This window comes from Mesorhizobium sp. M7A.F.Ca.ET.027.02.1.1 (genome assembly GCF_004022985.1).
In the GTDB taxonomy this organism is placed as follows: Bacteria; Pseudomonadota; Alphaproteobacteria; order Rhizobiales; family Rhizobiaceae; genus Mesorhizobium.
In genome coordinates, this window is sequence record NZ_RZOL01000078.1 from 1 (window position 1) to 19,414 (window position 19,414).

At 60.6% G+C, this 19,414-nt stretch carries 16 protein-coding genes; 6 read left to right on the forward strand and 10 right to left on the reverse strand.

Annotated features, from left to right (window positions below):
* Positions 1–59: 59 nt before the first annotated feature.
* The 4 genes from EN749_RS11750 to lptF all read right to left on the reverse strand — a co-directional run bounded on the left by EN749_RS11750 (position 60) and on the right by lptF (position 5,793).
* Positions 60–989 (reverse strand): peptidylprolyl isomerase, encoded by a 930-nt coding sequence (locus EN749_RS11750; RefSeq protein ID WP_127268604.1) that lies wholly within the window; start codon positions 987–989, stop codon positions 60–62.
* A gap of 99 nt (positions 990–1,088) precedes the next feature.
* Entirely contained in the window at positions 1,089–3,509 is a 2,421-nt protein-coding gene (locus tag EN749_RS11755; protein ID WP_164873870.1) for an LPS-assembly protein LptD, read from the reverse strand.
* Complete coding sequence (gene lptG / locus EN749_RS11760; RefSeq protein ID WP_189367468.1) at positions 3,509–4,594, reverse strand: LPS export ABC transporter permease LptG; 1,086 nt, start codon at positions 4,592–4,594, stop codon at positions 3,509–3,511. Before lptG ends, EN749_RS11755 begins: the two co-directional genes overlap by 1 nt.
* Complete coding sequence (gene lptF, locus EN749_RS11765) at positions 4,591–5,793, reverse strand: LPS export ABC transporter permease LptF (protein WP_127396660.1); 1,203 nt, start codon at positions 5,791–5,793, stop codon at positions 4,591–4,593. Before lptF ends, lptG begins: the two co-directional genes overlap by 4 nt.
* Before the next feature lie 352 nt (positions 5,794–6,145).
* Here lptF and EN749_RS11770 point away from each other — a divergent pair, with 352 nt between their 5' ends.
* On the forward strand, positions 6,146–7,657 hold the full coding sequence (locus EN749_RS11770; RefSeq protein ID WP_127380810.1) for a leucyl aminopeptidase: 1,512 nt from the start codon (positions 6,146–6,148) through the stop codon (positions 7,655–7,657).
* Between the two features lie 28 nt (positions 7,658–7,685).
* On the forward strand, positions 7,686–8,135 hold the full coding sequence (locus tag EN749_RS11775; protein WP_023813773.1) for a DNA polymerase III subunit chi: 450 nt from the start codon (positions 7,686–7,688) through the stop codon (positions 8,133–8,135).
* Positions 8,136–8,219: 84 nt separating this feature from the next.
* On the opposite strand, the gene EN749_RS11780 is transcribed toward EN749_RS11775, so the two are convergent.
* Positions 8,220–8,738, reverse strand: coding sequence for a DUF995 domain-containing protein (locus tag EN749_RS11780; protein WP_127319803.1), 519 nt, complete (start codon positions 8,736–8,738; stop codon positions 8,220–8,222).
* A 133-nt stretch (positions 8,739–8,871) separates the two neighbouring features.
* Positions 8,872–9,795, reverse strand: coding sequence for a glycoside hydrolase family 26 protein (locus tag EN749_RS11785; RefSeq protein WP_127810849.1), 924 nt, complete (start codon positions 9,793–9,795; stop codon positions 8,872–8,874).
* Positions 9,796–10,405: 610 nt separating this feature from the next.
* On the opposite strand from EN749_RS11785, the gene EN749_RS11790 reads away from it, so the two are divergent.
* Complete coding sequence (locus tag EN749_RS11790; RefSeq protein WP_128363197.1) at positions 10,406–12,286, forward strand: cellulose synthase catalytic subunit; 1,881 nt, start codon at positions 10,406–10,408, stop codon at positions 12,284–12,286.
* Between the two features lie 255 nt (positions 12,287–12,541).
* Positions 12,542–12,949, forward strand: coding sequence for a hypothetical protein (locus EN749_RS11795; protein ID WP_127399002.1), 408 nt, complete (start codon positions 12,542–12,544; stop codon positions 12,947–12,949).
* A gap of 256 nt (positions 12,950–13,205) precedes the next feature.
* Here EN749_RS11795 and EN749_RS11800 read toward each other — a convergent pair whose 3' ends face one another.
* The 3 genes from EN749_RS11800 to EN749_RS11810 form a co-directional block, all read right to left on the reverse strand.
* A complete protein-coding gene (locus EN749_RS11800; protein ID WP_245481908.1) occupies positions 13,206–14,207 on the reverse strand; it encodes a glycosyltransferase family 2 protein in 1,002 nt (333 codons plus the stop codon).
* A 44-nt stretch (positions 14,208–14,251) separates the two neighbouring features.
* Positions 14,252–15,178: a lysylphosphatidylglycerol synthase domain-containing protein gene (locus EN749_RS11805; RefSeq protein ID WP_127810846.1), complete on the reverse strand. Its 927-nt coding sequence runs from the start codon at positions 15,176–15,178 to the stop codon at positions 14,252–14,254.
* A gap of 188 nt (positions 15,179–15,366) precedes the next feature.
* Positions 15,367–16,992: a glycosyltransferase family 39 protein gene (locus EN749_RS11810; RefSeq protein WP_127810845.1), complete on the reverse strand. Its 1,626-nt coding sequence runs from the start codon at positions 16,990–16,992 to the stop codon at positions 15,367–15,369.
* Positions 16,993–17,320: 328 nt separating this feature from the next.
* On the opposite strand from EN749_RS11810, the gene EN749_RS11815 reads away from it, so the two are divergent.
* Positions 17,321–17,824, forward strand: coding sequence for a DUF995 domain-containing protein (locus EN749_RS11815; RefSeq protein ID WP_127397615.1), 504 nt, complete (start codon positions 17,321–17,323; stop codon positions 17,822–17,824).
* Between the two features lie 349 nt (positions 17,825–18,173).
* Positions 18,174–18,614: a hypothetical protein gene (locus EN749_RS11820; protein ID WP_348629347.1), complete on the forward strand. Its 441-nt coding sequence runs from the start codon at positions 18,174–18,176 to the stop codon at positions 18,612–18,614.
* Here the strand turns inward: EN749_RS11820 and galE are convergent.
* Positions 18,568–19,414, reverse strand: an 847-nt coding sequence (galE, locus tag EN749_RS11825; RefSeq protein WP_128363198.1) for a UDP-glucose 4-epimerase GalE, incomplete at its 5' end; no start/stop codon positions are given. The genes EN749_RS11820 and galE overlap by 47 nt on opposite strands.

Consider the following 19,414-nt stretch of genomic DNA (forward strand, 5'->3'; position numbering starts at 1 on the left):
GCCCAATGCCGGACGGATCGCCGGCGCTCAACGCGAGCGCAGTCACTGCGTTGCTCACGTCAGCGCTTGACGATGCGGGCTTTTGCCTTCAGCTCGTCGACATATTTCTTGCTGAGCGCGTCGGCATCCTTGTCGCCGCCGGAGCCTTCGGCCTGAAACGCCATCTGGGCGACCTTGTCGTCGGACACTTCGCGCGACGAGCAGATGCCGATGAATTCGACGCCGCGTTCGGTTTCGCGCGTGGCGGTGGCACCGCCGACTTTGGTCGCCTTGATCTGCTCGGCCCAGTCCGGCGGCAGCTGCGGCGCCAGCACCCGGCCCAGATCCCGAACGGTGACGTCGATCAGGCCCTTGGCGAATTCGCGCGTCGTGTTGCAGCCGTTGAAGCGGGTGCGCATGGCGTCGGCCTCGCGCTTGCGTTTGCCCAGCGTGGCGCTGCGTTCAGCCGCCGGAACCACGAAGATGACCTGCTGCAGCATGTATTCGGTGGCGCTCGGTTTGGCGCCGCCTTTTTCGAGCATCTTTCTCACGAGATCCTGCTCGCTGACGGCACCGGTGCCGTCGCCAGAACGGTAGCGCGCGCTCAAAGCCTGGTTCCAGGCCATCTGGGCGCGGATGAATTCCTTGAAGTGGCTCTTGGTGACGCCTGACTTCTCCATGACGCCGTCAAGCTGGCTGAGCTGCATCTTGTTGCTCGAGGCAAAGCGCTGATACGCCGCCTCGACTTGTGCGTCGCTGATGCGGATGCCAAGCCGCTTGGCCTCGGCCATACGCAGCGTCTGGTCGATCATTTCCTGGCCGGCATCGCCCTTCTTGCGCTGCAGCTTCAGGAAGGCGGCGCGATGGGCTATGTCGCCGGTGGTGACCGGAATGTTGTTGACGACGTATTTGATCTCGCTGGCGAAAGCCGGCGGCGTCATTGCAGTGATCGACACGGACGTCGCCGCCACGAGCAACGCGAAACCTGCTGAAAAGAGGTATTTCCTCATCGTTGGTATCCCAATTCTATCCCGGTCCCGCCCAATTTCATCTTTCCAGGTGCGCGAAATCCGTGCCAGCCCTATGCGGCGAAACGATGTCGCCGATTGTTACTGGATCGTGTCGATGGCACTGGTCGACGAGCCGAATTCGCCGAGGGTGCGGAACGACAGATTGAAGCCGATGGTCTGCGACACCTCCCTGGTGTTCAGATCGCGCGACTGCGAGTAGGTCATCAGATAAGTGAAGCAGGAATCGTTGTAGGCGAAGCCGACACCGTCCTTGACCAGCAGGCTTTGCTGCAGGTCGTAGGTTCCTGTGCCGAAAACGCGCCAGTTTTCGGCCAGATGCGTGGATGCACCAAGTGTGACTTCGTGGCGGTCGGTGGTGAAGCCGTACAGTGGCTGGGCCTGGATGAAGGCGTATTTGGCGCTCAGCGACACAGGCAGGCCGGAATAGGCGGCCTTCACCTCGGCGCGGCGAACCTCGAAGCTCTGTTCGTCGAAACGGCCGCTGACCGAGGCCGCGAAGCCGTTGGGGCTGTTGATGCCGAACAGGCCGACATAATCGGATTTGGCCGTGTCGAGGCCGGAGTTGGCGCCGACATTGACCAGATCCGGCGCGGCGAACGAGTTCTCGCCGCCGATCTGATAGGATTGGCCGAAAATGGCATTGGTGCCCCAGCCATTGTTGTACGAGCCGGAATAGCGGAAGCCGACATTGGCGCGCGAACCGCCTTCTACGCGGTCGTAACCGGAGAACTTGTCGCGTTCGAACAAGGTGGTCGCGTCGAAGACCATGCTTTGGGCGTCTTCATTGGGTACTGCGAGACCGCCGACATATTGCTCGTTCGGGCGCATGAAGACCTGCGCCATTGGCTCGATAACGTGGCTGGACCCGCTGGCCATGGAAAACAGCACCGGCCAACGCATCTCGAGGCCTGCGGTTGCCATGTAACGAGCAAATGACGAGCGCATATCGGCCTGCTCGCTCAAATTTGCTGCCATCTGGTTGACGGCGTTTAGCGAAGCCGACGACGCGTTGAGATAATCAACGTCGCCCTGCAGCGCGAGCAATGGTGTCAGCACCAGCCCGCCATCGGTGACGAAGCTCCGCTTCCACTCGGCCTCGGCGGTGAGACGGCCGGATTCGCCTTCGATACCAGGGACACGCTGTATGGGGGTGGAGAAAGTATCATCGAGCTCGTCGCGGCGGATGACACGCGCGTTGACATTGAGCGACAACTGGCCGCCGGCCACCGAGGCATCAGGAATATAGGCATAGTCGAGCGACGGAAGCACCCAAGGCTGTTGTCCGCTTCGCGCAGAGGCGTTGTCGTCAGGCGTATCTTCCTGCACATCGAAATGCATGGCGCGCACGTCGAAATAGTTGCGGCCGTTGAGACCCGTCAAGTAGACCGACGACTGGTGGACGCTGCTATTGTACTTGTCGATGCCGTAGGTGTTCGAGAAGTTCTTGTCGGTCTGCAGCAGCACGTCCCAGCCGAAGTTCCAGCGTGAGTTGATGGCGAACTGCCCCTGGGTACCCATCATGCCGCGGAATTTGTTGGGATCGCCGGCGCTGCCCGAATTGACGTTGTGGCCAGAGCTGGATGGGAAGGCAGTGGTGTCGAGGAAGGCGTCGGGATTCTGCTGGTGTATCCCGGCGATCTTCAAGCTGTACTCGCCATTGTCGAAGCGCTGACGCCACTCGGCCTCACCGAGGAAGCCCTGCTTGGTATAGCCGGTACCGGTGACGGTCAGGTCGTAGGTCGGCGCCAATGCGAGATAATAGGGGACTTTCACGCCGACGCCGAGATCGCTCTTGTAGATGATGCTCGGGATCAGGAAGCCGCTCTTGCGCTTCACCGTCGGGTCGGCAATTTCGAATGCAGGCAGATAGGCAAGCGGAAAACCGAAGAACTCGAAATTCGCATTCTCGAAGCGAACCGTCTTCTTCTCGCCGTTCCAGATGATCTTCTTGGCCTTGACGCGCCAGGTCGGCGCTTTATCCGGCTTATCCTCGCACGGCTCGCAGGCGGTGTAGACGCCATTGTGGAAGGTGGTCAGCACGCCGCCCATGCGTTCTGCGCTTTCGGCGGCGAAATAGGCCTTGTCGATGGTTTCGACCCGCAACGCATTGACGAAGCCGTCGGCGAAGTCATCGGTGATGTCGATATGTTGCGAATTGATCTTGGTGCCGTCGCTGTTGATAACTTCGACGTTGCCGCTCGCGACCATCCGCTTGGTGTTGCGGTTGTATTCGACGCGCTGGGCGACAAGGCGATTGCCACCATAGTCGATCTGCACACCGCCGACGGCGGTCACGGTCTGGTTGTCGTTGTTGTAGACCAGCGTATCGGCCGCCAGCAGCATTTGCGAGCCGGCCGGAACCGATGTCGCCATGTCGCCGACGTCCTGCGCAAGCGCCGGTGCCGGAATGGCGTAGGCAAGCACGCACGCCAAGGCGGTCGCCGCATAGAGGCGCGCCAAACCGGCCTGCCTGTTGCTGGGCAAAAACGCCTCCCTCACTAGCCGTCTTCCTTGTATAGCAGGAAAGTCACCCCGAAGAACATAGCCACCATGACCGGTACCCAGGCGGCTACGACAGTCGGCACGAATCCCGCCACGCCGAATGCCTTCACCAGCACCGAAACGACATAAAGCAGAAAGCCAGCGATGATGCCACCCAGAATCATCGTCGCCGACTGTCCCATCCTAGCAAATCGCATTGAAACCGTTGCCGCGATCAGTGTCATGGCGACGAGAAGGAACGGCAACGCCACGAGCGAATCAAACTGCATGGCAAAAGCATTTGCCTTGAGGCCGAAAGAGCGGGCAACCTCGACCTTTCCGGGCAGGTCATAGAAGGGGATGGTTTCGGGGCGCGCCAGCCGCTCTTGCATGAATTCGGGCTTTAGATTGGTTGGTACGCGATCGGTTGCCGATGCCTGGATCGTGCCGTTCTGGAATGTCTTGACGTCCTGCAATTCCCAATAGCCGTCGCGCAGGAAGGCACGGGCGGCGTCCTTGCGCTCGACGATGTTGCCTTGCGGGTCGAGAATGAAAAATACGACATCGGCCATTTCCAGGCCCTGGTTCAGGATGGCCCGCGCACCGATGATGGTGTCGCCCGAACTGGTTTTCTGCCGGATCCAGGGCGCGGCATCGGCCGAGACCGTATTCGATTTGCCGGAACGCAGCTGGGTTTCGATCTGCTCGGACCAGGAGAATGCGTGCGCGGCGAGTGGATTGATGACGCCAACCGACAGGACGCCGAACAGCAAGGCTCCGATACAGCAGGGCAAGAGGAACTGCCAGGCGGAAACACCGGCGGAACGGGCGATGACCAGCTCGTAGCGCCGGTTCAGCGACACCAGCGTCGCCATCGCCGAGAAGAGACCGACGAACGGCACCGTCTGCAGCATGATCATCGGCATACGGAGGCCTGAAATGGCTACCGCCGTGCCGTAGGTGAAGCCGGGCAGGCCGGTGGTGCGGCCGGACAGCTCGGTGAAGTCGATCAGGAACACCAATGCCAGGAGGCCGATGAAGAACCAGATGGTGATCGTCACATAGCGGAAGAAGAAGTAGCGGCCCAGTGTCCAGCCCATCAGCCGACCCCTTGCCCTGATGCGCCGCGCCTGGACAAACGCAATTTGAAAGCATTCCAGCTGTCAGCGATGCGCGTGGCGAAGTTTGTCATCCAGTCCGCCCAGGTCACCGGCAGTTCCAGTGTTCGGTTGGAGACGATGAACCAGATCGCCACCGCGGAAGCCACGATCGGCACGCCATAGACCATATACGCATATTGCGGGATCTCATCCGCCTTGCTGGCGGCAAAAAAGCCCAGCCAACGCACGAACAGCGATATCGTGATCGCCGTGATCAGCGGATTGACGCGCGCCTCGCGGTGCGAGCGCGCATCCCCGGCGACCGCAAGCGCGATCAGCGCGAAAACCATGGAATAGGTCCATTCCGAGAACCGTTGGTTGACCTCGGCCCGGTATTCGTAGGGGTTCTGCTGATAGTACTTGTCGTTGGCGCCCGGGTTGAGCAGGTACTGCGTCGTCTGGTCCTTGGGCAGGAGCGTCACCGCCGAAGCCGCCGCCATGAAGGCCGACATGTCGAAGGCATAGGAGGTAAAGCGGATGACGGAGAGATCGCCGGTCAGCGTTTTGCGATGGATGACGCCGTCATTCATCATCAGCACCTTTTCACCGCCGCGTTCGACGATGCTGCCGGTCTTGGCGTAGTAGACGAGGTTGACGCCTTCTTCGCGCGAATCGGCGACGAAAATGCCACCCAGCCGGTTGTCGGGAAGGCGCTCACCGATCTGCAGGAACAGCCCGTCGTCAATCTTGCGGAAGGTGCCTTCCTGGATGATCAGCGACAACAGATCCGCGCGCGACGAGGCCACCAGTGCCCGGTTCTTCTGCCGTGCGTAAGGGTCGATGCCGTTGTCGACGGCAAAGGAAAAAACGGCGGCGGCGAGCGCCAGCAACATGATCGGCCGTACGATCGTCCAGCGCGAGGCCCCCGCGGCGTTGACGACGGCGAGTTCGGAATCCGAATTCATCACACTGAGTGTCTGTGCGACTGCCACCACCAGCGCAAAAGGCACCACGATCGGGATGATGGACGGAAGGATGAGGGCGGCGACTTCGAAGAAGGTCAACGCCGACTGGCCGCTGTCTGTCACCAGATCGATCTTTGCCAGCACCTGTGTCGTCCACACGATCGCCAGCGTCCACACAAGAGCGGCCATGAAGACCACGAAAGCGCGGCGCATGATGTAGCGTTCAACGACCTTCATGAAGGCTTTTCTCGATTTTTTCGAACGGCATCATGCCACCGAACAAGGTAGCTGTCCGGCAGCGCCTGCACAACTGGCTCCATCAGATGGTCGATCCGGGTTCTGTCCCACATTACGCCCCCCGGCTGGGCGGAGTGTCGGCGGGAATGGATAAGAAAGGGCGAACATCGATGGTTAACAACAGGTTGCGGCAAAAAGCGGGGCCGTGCCGCGACGAATCGTCATCGATTCCATAGGTCATATGGGATGCCAATTCGGCAAAGTCTTGCCAAATGCCGGAAAACGACCAAATGTCGCGCATCGTTTCGAACCGCTTCCCCAAAAGTCGCGCATTCCCTGAAAGCAGGACATGATGAATCAAAGACCGTCGATCGCCTTCGCCAAATTTTCCGGGTCCCAGAGCGCGGTAAACAAGAAGGGCACTGTCTTCGTGTTCGCGGCGGATGAGGGCGGCCTGAGCGACGTCGCCAAGGCCGGCGATCCCGGCAAGACATTGGAGCGCGCCTTTCCCGTGGCTGAGTTCATGGGCAAGTTCGCCAGCACGGTGGAAGTTCTGGCGCCGCAGGGAGCGTCGCTCGACAGACTCGTGGCGATAGGCACCGGCAAGGTGTCGGGACTGGACGAATATGCGTGGCTGAAGCTTGGCGGCACCGTTGCCGCGTCGCTGCGCAAGGCGACCGAAGTGGCGGTGGTCCTCGATGTGGCCGGCGCCTCGCCGAGTGCGAAGGATGCGGCAAACCTTGCCGCGGGCATTCTCCTGCGCAGCTATTCCTTCGATAAGTACAAGACCAGGAAGGACAAGGACGACAGCAAGGCAGAGCCGAAGAAGCCGGTCAAGGTGACCATCCACACCGCCGATCCGGCCGCTGCGAAGAAGGCCTTCGCCGATGCCGAGGCGGTGATAGACGGCGTCCTGCTGGCGCGCGACCTCGTCAACGAACCGGCAAACGTGCTTGGGCCGGTCGAGTTCGCTGCCCGCGCCAAGGAACTCGAGGCGCTAGGCGTCAAGGTCGAGATATTGGCTGAGAAGGAAATGAAGAAGCTCGGCATGGGTTCGCTGCTCGGTGTCGCGCAAGGCTCGCCGCGCGGCGCCCGCATGGCGATCATGCAGTGGAACGGCGGCAAGCCGAAGGACAGCCCGATCGCCTTCGTCGGCAAGGGCGTCACTTTCGACACCGGCGGCAATTCCATAAAGCCGGCCTCGGGCATGGAGGATATGAAGGGCGACATGGGCGGTGCCGCCGCCGTCACCGGCCTGATGCATGCGCTGGCGGCCCGCAAGGCGAAAGCCAATGTCGTCGGTATCATCGGACTGGTCGAAAATGCCGTCGACGGTCATGCCCAGCGTCCCGGTGATATCGTCACTTCGATGTCGGGCCAGACCATCGAGGTGCTCAATACCGATGCCGAGGGCCGCCTCGTGCTGGCCGATGCGTTGTGGTACTGCAACGACCGCTTCCAGCCGAAATTCATGGTCAATCTGGCGACGCTGACCGGCGCCATCATGGTGGCGCTCGGCCAACATTATGCCGGCCTGTTTTCCAACAATGACGAGCTGGCCGAAAAGTTGTCGGCGGCGGGGCAGGCGACGCAGGAACGGCTGTGGCGCATGCCGCTCGGTGCCGAATACGACAAGCTCATCGATTCCAAGAACGCCGACATGAAGAACATCGGCGGCCGTTTTGGCGGCGCCACCATTGCGGCGCAGTTTCTGCAGCGCTTCGTCAAGGATACGCCATGGGCTCATCTCGACATTGCCGGCACGGCGATGGGGGCGCCGTCGAACGAGATCAACCAGTCCTGGGGTTCCGGTTTCGGCGTCAGGCTGCTCGACCGGCTGGTGCGCGATAATTATGAGCAGTGAACGGGTTCAATCACTATAGGCTGAAGCGATGGCCGACGTCCTGTTCTACCACCTGACCGAATCGACGCTGGAGGATGCGCTGCCAGGCCTCCTGGAGCGCAGCGTCGACCGTGGCTGGCGCGCCGTGGTGCAGACAGGCACCGAGGAACGCCGCGATGCGCTCGACCAGCATCTGTGGACCTTCCGCGACGATTCGTTCCTGGCGCACGCAACCGATCGTGAGGCTCATCCCGGTGAACAGCCGATTCTGTTGACCACCGGCGACGGCAATCCCAACGACGCCAAGATTAGGTTCCTGGTCGACGGTGCGGTGCCGCCTGACCTTGGTGGCTACGAGCGCGCGGTGTTCCTGTTCGATGGCCACGATGCCGCCCAGCTCGAGGCGGCGCGAGGGCACTGGAAGGTGATGAAGAGCGCTGGCCACGCCGTCACCTACTGGCAACAGACGCCAGATCGCCGCTGGGAGCGCAAGGCTTAAGGCAGGTCGCCTGAACGTTCAGGCGACATGCTTGACCAGTGGCGTGTCACGACAATATCTACTGCTTTGCCTCGATCCGGTTATCTACTGCTTTGCCTTGATCCGGTTCATTTTCGTTGTGACGTAGTCGCCGTATTTCAATTTCATTGACTCGTCCGACCGGTTTCGATGCGGGCTCTTGAAAACGTACCATTCGCCATCAGGCGATTTACGCTTGTAGATAACCTTGCCCACTTGGCGATGCTCGAAGCAGGTCATCGAGCCCTTCACACCCCAGGAGCCATGCCATTGCGCGCGGTAGCAGAGCTTGCCGCCGCCGGGAATGAACCACATGCCGTCGCCATAGCCCGACTTGCCCTTGTCGTGAGTCCAGGCATCGAACTGCCTCTGCTTGACGGCAAAGAACCCGGCGCCCTTCTTGCCCCACAGCCACGAATGGTTCTGATAAATCTGGTAGACGCCTTCGTCAGGAACGACCGTGGCTTTTTGCGCCTGCTCGGCGATCCTTGTCGCCGTCTTGGCCGTCGCAGGAACCTGAAAGGCAAGAACAAGAACGGAGCAGGCGAATGCCGCTCCGAGATAATTTCCCACTACCCGCTTCACGAAACTTCTCCACAGATTGATTTACGCCACGCCTCAACCCTCATCCCGAACCGCTGGTTCGAGATGGATCATCATCAAACAAGGAGATTGGAAATCGATCCCGATCGCGTCGGGATCGATCAGCACGATGCGTCTACGGCAGGACGTGCTGGGTCACCCTCCAGTCGGGCAGACCATAGCCACCCAGCCACGGCCACACTTCCTTCTGGTTGAAGTAGACGACCGAAGTCAGCGCCGGGAACTCCGCGTAGGATTTGCGGGAATCTTCCTGCCATTTCGAGACATAGTCCTGCTGTCCGACATAGCCGAGTTCCGCAACGACGATCGGCTTGTTGAACACTGCAACGCGGTCATAGCCGGGCTTCAGCAGCTCAGCGAAGGTACGGTCATGACCGGCCTCGTCATTGTCCTTTTTCTGCAGACCGAACACCGACAGGCCGATGACGTCGACATAGTCGTCGCCGGGGTAGTATTTTTCCAGACCCTCTTCGCCCTTGGGCGACCACATATACTTGGCGGCGGGGGCAGCCTTGCGGCAGATATCGACCTCGCGCTTGTAAGCGGAGATCCAGTCCTTGGGAGCCCAGTTGGCCCAAGTGAAGCGGCCGTTCTTGTCTTCCATTTCCTGAGCCCAGCGAATGGTCACCGGGCTCTTCATCTGTCCCACCAGGCCGCAGATTGCCTGCATGTTGGCGTCATATTTGCCGCTCAAAATGCCGTCGCGCAATTCGGGCGGGGTGATGCGCCAGTCCTTCGACCAGGTCCACGGCTCAACCGTAATCAGCAGCGAACGTCCGCGTTGCAGCGCATAGGCGTCGGCAAGCGGCAGCGTCGACAGGTCGACGTCTTCCCAAGGCAGGAACAGCTCTTCGATGCTGGCACTCTTGTCGGCGCTGAAGTCGCCGTAGGGATCATAGGATCCGAACGCCGAGGCGGCGCTGCTCGTTTGGACGGGGTCCGTCGCGGCTACCGAGCCAGCGCCTCCTGCCGTGGGGAACGCGGCGCTTCCGCCCAATGCCAGCGCGATTGCGAGTGCTTTTACTGTGGAGTGTTTCATGTCGATCTCCCATGGCCCCAACCTCTTTCGGAAGTTAAGGCTTGCCCGTGCGCATCGATGCCTGATCGACACGACTACCCAAAAACCGATCGGCTCTATTTGGCAGAATCTGCGGGATTTCGGAGCGACCCCATTGGCGGATGTGCGAACCTGGCACAGAGCCACCCAAAATTACCTCTCAAGCCCCTATACAGGGGGCGTTCGAGAGAAAGTTCGCCGCGATACTCACAAATTCGCGTCAAAATCCCGATATATCATCCCTGGCTAATTTAAGAGCCGGTCAGGGCCAAGAGTCAAGCACAATTAACGGTTGCTTAACCTTGACGACGGCAACATGGTTAACGGCTTTGGCCGGATCCCCTCCGACTGCCTCGACCCGTCGGTGAATTTCCAGCACCGAAGAGTTTACCGGCTCGCCGCCAGACTGACTGCTCGGTAGCGGCTATTCCTCCCCCGATACGCGTTAGGTTAACCAAATCTCAATAATCATGTTCAACAAACAATTAATTTAGTTGACGCTAAGAAAGCATTAGCTAATTCTAATCCTGGGATTTTGGGAGCTTCCAGCCACCTTGTCGGCGGAAGCCCAAAGTGGCGGGCGAGTAAGTGTATGAGTGCTTCCGTGCATGATGGCGTCGTCGGCCATAAGAGCAGACGGGCGCATCGATCTGAGGCGGCTCTGGCAGTCACTGCGCAGAAGGGACCCTTTCTGGTGCCCGTGCTGTCGGCCATTCAGCAATGGATCCTGAGACTGGCGCTGGCTTTCTGGTTCTGCACACTCGGGTTTTTCTGGATCTGGTGGCTGAAGCCGGAGCATGTCGAACATCTCGGGCCATACACGTTCGCAACACTCATCCTGGTATGGCTCACGCTCATGCCGTTGTACTTTCTCTTGAACGTGCATGCGTCGAAAAAACCGTCCAAGCTTCACACGATCCCGAAGCGTTCGCGGGTCGCGATGGTGGTCACCAAGGCCCCCTCCGAACCGTTTGCCGTCGTTGCGCGCACGCTCGAAGCGATGCTGGCACAGGATTACCCGCACGATACCTGGCTGGCCGACGAGGATCCCTCCGAAGAGACAGTTCGCTGGTGCGACGCTCACGGCGTGATGATTTCGACGCGGCGCGGCAGGCAAGACTATCACCGCACGACATGGCCACGCCGGACGCGCTGCAAGGAAGGCAATTTGGCGTTCTTCTACGACCACTATGGCTACGAGCGTTACGATTTCGTCGCCCAGATGGATGCGGACCATGTACCGACGCCAACCTATCTGAGGGAGATCCTGTTTCCCTTCGCCGATCCCTCGGTTGGCTATGTCTCGGCGCCGAGCATCTGCGACAACAACGCCGCCGAGAGTTGGGCGGCGCGCGGCAGGCTGTTTCCGGAAGGGATGTTTCACGGACCCCTGCAGTCCGGCCATACGGGCGGTGGAGCTCCGCTCTGCATCGGCTCGCATTATGCCGTGCGGACCAAGGCGCTGAAGCAGGCGGGCGGTCTCGGTCCTGAACTGGCGGAAGATCACTCCACCTCCATGTTGATCAACGCGGCCGGATGGCTCGGCGTGCATGCGCTCGACGCCATCGCCCATGGCGATGGCCCGCAGACCTTCGCCGACCTCATCACCCAGGAATTCCAGTGGTCGCGCAGTCTGATGACGATCCTGCTCGAATATTCGCCGAGCTATCTCCCAAAGCTGTCGCCGCGGCTGAGATTCCAATTCCTCTTTTGCCAGCTCTGGTATCCGCTGTTCGCCGTCTTTGCGTTGCTGATGTACGTCATGCCGGTCTATGCGCTGTCTACCGGGCGCAACTTCGCCAATGTCATGTATCTCGACTTTTTGTTCTACTATCTGCCGAACGCGGTCGCGCTGGTTGGCCTGGTGATGCTGCTGAAGGCGTTCGGCCTCTCGCGCCCGATGACGGCCAAGACGATCAGCTGGGAAGGCACGCTGTTCCTCTTCTTCGCGCGTTGGCCTTGGGTGCTGGCCGGCACGCTGTCGTCGATCCGCGACTATCTGACCAAATCATTCGTCGATTTCCGCGTCACGCCCAAGGGCAGCGGCCCCAAGCACCTTCTGCCGGCTCGCGCCCTCACTCCCTATGTGGCGCTGGCCATCGGCGCGGCACTGCCTGTCCTGCTCGTTGAGCACCCCTTCGATGCCACCGGCTTCTACTGGTTCGCCGCCTTCAACGCCTTCCTCTACGGGCTGCTGGTTGTTGTGATTGTCGTAAGGCACGTCATCGAAAACAGGATTCCGTTGCGCGCCAATGCGGCGAAAGTCGCCTTTCAGGGGTCGCTTGCCGTGCTGGCGCTGATCGTGCCCGCCGCGGGCTTCTACGATCGCGGCATGGAAGGCGTCTACGGACTGCAGCAGGGCGCCGGTGGCCTGCGCATCGTGCGCATCGCCTATGTGGTTTCCGGCGCCGGCCAGGGCAACATCGGTGGCCGCAATTTCTACTTCGATCCAGGTTGGGAAACGCGGCGCTGAATGCTGGAGGCGTCCGCGTAGCGGGCCGGCACTCTGGACGGCTGCAGGCGCGAGCCCAAAAGATCAAACTTTAATTATATCCGATCGATTGCCGAAAGGCCGCGTTCATCGTGTCGTTTGCATGATCTTTAATAAGTTTCCCCTAATATACAATCCATGATGTGAGTGGCGATAGGCTGCTCGCGTGGCGCGGAAGCCAATAAAGCAAATAGATCTCCGCGCTGCAACGAATTATATTCGTGGTAGGGGACAATGATGAACAAAGTTAGGGAAAGAAGGGCAAGGATCGGCGCGAAATATGCTTGTGCATTTGCCGCCGTTGCATTGATCTCGATACTCTCAGGTTGCCAGAGCAAGGACGCGACCAAGACCAGCTCGATCGGCACAAAGTCCGTGGTGCATACGCTCGGCAAGAAGGTGCACGACGTCAAGAAGAAGCGGCTGCATCTGTTCAACCGCAAGCCGCTCACACAGACGACCATGGTGACGCGTACGAGGGAGGAGGCCTACGCGGCCTTCGTGCGGCCGCAGCGTGTCGGCAGGCCGGCGCCGGTGAAGGTCTCCTATCGTCTGGGCAATGGCGGCCCGTTCCTGGGCCGTTCGCCTTGGATTTGTGGCCCGAGCGGTTTCGGCCAGCGCGCCAGCTGCCGTTCGCGCTACTAGACCATCAGACCTAAAAGTGGCGGCGCGATTTGAATGAAGGATCCGCCGCTCTTGTCTTCGCCAGGGGGCGCGAGTCGAGGGCGAGAGGTTGGCGCAGACGTTGCGCCTTGCCTCTTGCCCTCAGGCCGCCATTCCTGGGATCAATGAACCCTGCCAGTCCGCCGTCGGCCTGAAACCAAAATCCCTCCCAGCAAGCTATCGATGAAGCCACTGCCCCGGTCAACGCTGGGGACGGAGAGCCTCGATGGCGTCCCGATCATGATGGCCGGCTCGGGCGGAGCCAGCCGTCATTGTCACTGGGCGCCGGCTGCGGCCGCGCGACATAGGCCGATGCTCCATTCGCTTCGTGATAGACCCGTGCCAGCATTTCAGCCAGCACGCCCGACGTCACCATCTGCACCCCGGCGATGAGCAGGAAGAAGCCGGTGAACAGCATCGGTCGCGTTCCAATGTCTTCGGCAAAAAGCAGCTTCAGGCAAAGCAGGTAGGCAAGGATCAGCGAACCCAGCGCGCCAAGCACGATGCCGATGCCGCCGAAGAAGTGCCCAGGCCGTGTGCGATAGCGCATGAAGAAGTACATGAACACCAGATCGAGCACGACCCTGAAGGTGCGCGAAATGCCATACTTGGATTGGCCATGGATGCGGGCGTGATGCGTCACCACTTCCTGCGCGATGCGTCTGGGGGTCGTCACCGTGGCCAGCCATGCAGGGATGAAGCGGTGCATCTCGCCATAGAGCTTGACGCTGCGGATGACGTTGCCGCGATAGACCTTGAGGCTGCAGCCATAGTCCTTAAGGCGCACCCCGGTGACGCGCGCGATCAGCGCGTTGGCGATGCGCGAGGGCAGCCTGCGCATGAAAAACCCTTCCTGGCGATCCTTGCGCCAGCCCACCACCAGGTCGAGATCCTCGCTCAACAGGCGGTAGACCATACGCGGAATGTCGTAGGGATCATTTTGCAGGTCGCCGTCGATCGTGGCGATGACGTCGCCGCGCGCTGCGTCGATACCGGCCTGCATCGCGGCGGTTTGCTTGTAGTTGCGCACCAGCTCGACCGCATGCACATGCGGGCCGTAATGCGCCGCCAGGCGCCTGATCTCGCTCACCGTCGCGTCGGTGCTGCCGTCATCGACCAGCACGACCTCCCACGGCTGGCCGTAGCGTTCCATCGCCTGGTGAATCCGCACCAGGAGCGGTTCGACGTTTTCGGCCTCGTTGTACATGGGCACGACGATGGACAGTGTATGGTCCGGCATCACCGCGCCGTCAGGCAGTCCCGAAGCAGGGATGGGCAATACGCTCATAGGGATGGCTTCCTTGCAGGGCCGACGGCCGGGTTCCCCGGCAGCGTCGATTTCGAGGGAAACAGCCAGGCGATCGCACCCGTGGCGATTGCCGAGCAGAAGATGAACAGATGCAATGCCAGCGCTGCCTGAAGGCCGCTCTTCATGGCAATGCCGGAGGTGAGCAGCGCCGCCGCTGCACCCGCTTCGTAGGTGCCGAAGCCGGCGACGCCTTGCACCGGTAGTATGGCGGCGCCTTCCGCCCCGACGACGCCTGGAAAGGCGGTCGAAAAGGATGTCCCGAGTAGCATTGCCAGCAACCATCCCTGTACGGTGAGCTTCAGCGACCAATTGGCGATCGTCCACCACCAGCCATAGCGCGATCGGCCGGTCGCCTCGGTGAAGACATCGCGCAGCCTGCCGAGTTTCGCCACGATCTTGCCGCGGCCTGCCCAGTCATGCGGCGCACGCGCCCAGCGCGGCAGACACCAGGCGGCAGCGATTACCGCGGCCACGCCCGCGATTCTTATCGCCGGATGCAGGCCCGGCCACACAGCCAGGGCCAGCACGCCGACGACGAAGGCGTCCTGCAGCCTGAACCACAGCAGCGAGGCGCTGGCACGCATGATCGGTATGCCGAAGACCTGGCGCAGGAGCAGGGGAAATGCCGTCTCGCCGCCGCGGAAGGGCACGACGTTGATCATCGCATTGTGGATCAGAATGACGCGCAGGCAGGCGCCGAAACGGCCATGCACCTCCTCGCGGAACTCGTCGCAGACGCGCAGCGCGCGCAGCACGTAGGTGACGAACAGCGCAAGCGCCACGGCCGCGAAAGCGCCGGGCGTGATGCTCGCGAAAGCATCGCCCACCATCTTCCAGCGCGAGTCGCTGGCGACCCACGCTAGTAGGGCCAGGGTCACGATTATTGAGATTGCTCTTTTCAACCAATTCTCCGCCGGTTTCCACCGCCGAGTTCAAATGGCAGCACCGCGTGGCGCCCGAGTATCCCTACCGCCATCCGGGATCGGTTCGCCTGGCCCACCGGCTTGCCGAGTTTCGGCAGGAGAACGCGGCCGCCGAACCGTCGGGACAATATCCTGTCCAAGGCCCACAGCCCCAGACTGTCGCGGTTCTATGGACGGCTGATCCTATAGACCAGCAAATCGTCCGAATCCACAAGCTTGGTTGCGGTCTTGTCGAGATAGTCGATGACCCCGTCATGATGCTCGAGGAACAGCCGGTCCTGCTTGTCGGCGGCGTTCTTGGCCGTGCCGAACAGGTCCGCGCCTTGCGCGCGCAATTCCTCGAGCTGCGCGATCGCGGTGGCATCGTCCGCTACGAATTTCGACCATTCGACATCGCCGCCGCCAGGCGGGAACACCCAGCCACGCGCTCTGCTGTAGTAGACGGCGACGGGATCGCCGACCTCGGGCGCAATGGCGACGACGAGGTCGCCCGGCTGCGCTAACCGCGCCAGTTCGTCGCCAAGCAGCTTGCCATTCATGGCGATCGGCGTCTTCATTGTCCTGACAAGGGGAAAAGTCGACCAGACCAGCGTGACGGCCGCGATGCAGATCGCGCGCAGCACGACCGCCGGGGACAGAACGGGTCCCGATGCAAGCGTTGCCAGGAGAAACGCGCCGCGGCCGCAGAACATCGCGAATGGCACATGGAAGATGTGGTAGTTCCAGGGATTGCTGGTGATCTCGCGCGCTGCCGCCAGATAGACGACCATGGCCGCAGCCAGCCAAACATAAGGGATGGCCGAAAGAGTGGGTTGCTTGGGGTCTTCGACGGGTCTGGGCGGCAGCCAGAAACCGATCGCGATCAGCACCATGAACGGATAGCCATAGAACCACCAGACCGAGGTGTTCCATACGGATTTGAAGTAGAAGCTGTTCCTGAAGAATGTCCAGAAACCGGAATCCCAGATATAGCCGCTGCCCGCGACATGAAACGGCGGATAGCTGCGGCCGAGATAAATGGCCCAGCTGAAATAGGCGCCGATGATGGCCAAGCTCAAAAGCCCCAACAGGAAGACCTTGGCCGCCTGCTTTCGCTTCTTCTCAAGAACCCAGGAAACCATGAGGTAGAAGATGACGGCGCCGGCGGCGAGGCCCGGCGGCTTTGCCAGCACGCCGAGCGAGAAGCTCGCCGTGGCAAGCGGCAGGAGCCAGCCGCTGCCTCCGGCCCAGTATTTCGCGAACAGCCAGACGCCGAGCGTCACCAGGGCCAGCATCGCGGGATCGGGAAGAAACGAGCTGTCGATCATGATCGCCGCCGGCATCAGCGCGTAGGCAAGTGCCGCGGCGTGAGCGTGGGTCTCGTCCCAGCATATGGCCGTTAGCCTGTGCAGCGAAAACACCGTCACAAGACCGAAGAAGGCCGCTACCATGCGGCCGAACCAGTCGTGCCAGCCGAAGAGTTGATAGAGCAGGGCGGTCAGATAGCTGACGATCTGGAACTCGCGGCCCTGATAACTTGGCCCGGGCCCGGTCCAGCTGACCTCCGGAAAGAAGATGTTCCAGCTGCGCTGCTGGAAATTGTCGGCCATCATTGCCGTGCTTACCTCGCGCCAGCTGAAGGCATCGACGAGTGGCAAGGTGATGTTGTGGAACCTGAACACGACCGCAATGAACAGGATGCCCAGCAATATCGCCATGTTGGGGCTCAGGGTGCTGCGAGCAGCCATCTCCCGGTCGCTTGACTGCAGGTATTGCTGACCTTCGGCCTGATTCAACTCCGGGTCGTCCGTCATTTGAAACCGCGTCCTCCCTGACGTCTACGGATGTTGCTTTTGAGCGCGATTGTCGGAGGTAGAGGAATATACGACGCAATTCTTAATTTTGACGATTGCGGCTGCGTGTGTCTCGAATAGTTGTTGTTAATCCGCTTGGCGAAGGTTGACATCACCGTTCTCGCGACTGTTAACTAGTTTCCTAGGCTGTCAGAGCGCTGATAGTGCTACCTTGGGCCAAACAGGCATGCGCACGCCAATTGTACCGACAGCTCTGACCAGATTGCCGCCGCTTTGCGTCGACCGTCGGCAACACAGGCCCCGTCGGTTCGCAAGTTGCACGCAGCTTATGTTTCTCCTGGCCCTCTGCGGCCAGACGGCGCTTTCGGGAACAGCGCATGCGGCTGCCGCCAAAGACAGCGGACCTGCGCAAGCGGTTGTCGCCACCGTTCCGACTGCCTACGAGATGTCGCTTCTTTACGCCGATCGCACATGGGTGTGGAAAGACGGAGCAGCCTATTTCGCACAGGGCAATCGACGCCTTGAGGCCTGGACGTCCGGGCCGGACACGGCATCTTTCGCGGCGGGCAGATGGCTGGTCACCAGCAACGGTAAGATGTGCATGGAACTCGCCTGGCGGTCGAAGGGCTACACCGGCAAGCAAAAACGCACCTGCTACAGCCACCGGATTCAGGGCGGGAACATCGAGAAACGCGAGGATCCGGATGGGGAATGGTACAGTTTCAAGCGATCTCCCGAGGATACTTCCGACGAATACCGGAAATTCGAAGTGGGCAACCCGAAGGGCGCGCAGTTCGAAGAGACCCGCAAGCTGGTCGATTCCAAAAATTAGGTACGCAGCCGACCCATCCTGACGAGTTGAACAAAATCATTCAATCCCGCTTTCGAGAGCGGACTGCAATTGCAAGGCACCTGTCAGGGATCTGGCGAATCGCTTATGGTAGGACATCAAGCAGTTCGGCTGGCCCCGTCGGCGCGCCGGTCGCTGGTTGATGGCATCCAACTTTATCTGACAGAACGACGAGACGATGGGCCCTACCATACGGTTTTGATGAAATTTAATAATTAGTGATGTCTAATATTGACGTGTGATGTGCGAGTGGTCACTCATGCGGCGTGAGAGCGGCGAAGCATAGTATGTCGCGATGCGCCCTTGGCTTATACTTGATAGCAAGGGACACATGATGAAAAAATCAGCGATGGGTGCAGTCAACCCAAGCAAAAATATCGTATCTATTAGAAATATCGTGGCTATCGTTGCGGCCGCGGCGGTGATCTCTGTGGTTGCAGGCTGTCAGAGTATGGATGCGAACGAAACCAATTCGGTCCTCGTCAAGCCTGTGGTCCACGCCATCCGCAGCCAGCCCGCGGTCCAGCCCGTGCAGGCCGGATTTCTCGTGCGCTCGCTCCGGGCCGACCTTCCGATCCAGATGACAAGCATAACAGGAACTGAAAGTGGCTACGCCTTTGCACCACCGCAACGGATCAGAGCCAGCACGCCGGCGCCGGTGAAAATCTCGTTCAATCCTGGCGATGGCGGCACGTTCTCCGGCGGCTCGCCTTATATCTGCAGCCCTAGCGGGTTTGGCCAGCGCGCGAGCTGTCGCCCCCGCTATCTCTGACCCGTCGAGCGGCGACCGACGTTGCCGCCCTGGCTGGCGGCAGTTTCATTGGCCTGGTCTTCAGTCCGAAAAAAGGAGCGGCTGTCCTGACAATCGTATCGACGTCTGAAAGTTCCGGCACAAAGCCAAGCTGTTCGCGTGCGGCTCCCGGATCGGCGTAGAGCTCCCCCGGATCTCCGGGGCGCCGGCTTCTGAACACTGCCGGGACCGGTCTTGACGTCATTCGGCCGACCGCCTTGACGATTTCCTTGATGGAGACGCCCCGCCCCGTGCCGAGATTGACCGCCAGGCTTTGCCCGCCACCCTCGAGATGCATGAGCGCTTTCAGGTGGGCGCGGGCCAGATCGGTGACGTGGATATAATCCCTTACACAAGTGCCGTCCGATGTGTCGTAGTCGGTGCCGAAAACCTCGATCGCGTCGATGATGCCCGATGCGGCCATGAGCACTCTGGGAACCAGGTGGGTTTCCGGCGAATGCCACTCACCAAGCTCGCCGTCGGGATCGGCGCCACAAGCGTTGAAGTAGCGCAGGATAGCAAATTTCATTCCATACGCGGATGCATAGTCGCCGATGATCTGTTCGCCCATCAGCTTGGAGCGCCCGTAAGGGCTGATCGGATTTTGCGAGGAGGTCTCGCGAACGGGTAACGCTTCCGGCACGCCGTACGTCGCACAGCTGCTGGAGAAGATGATGTTTTCGACCGAACAAGCGCGTGCGGCATCGAGCACCGCGATGGTGCCTGTCACATTGGTTGAATAATATTCGGCCGGCTCGCGAACGGACTCTCCGACATAGGCC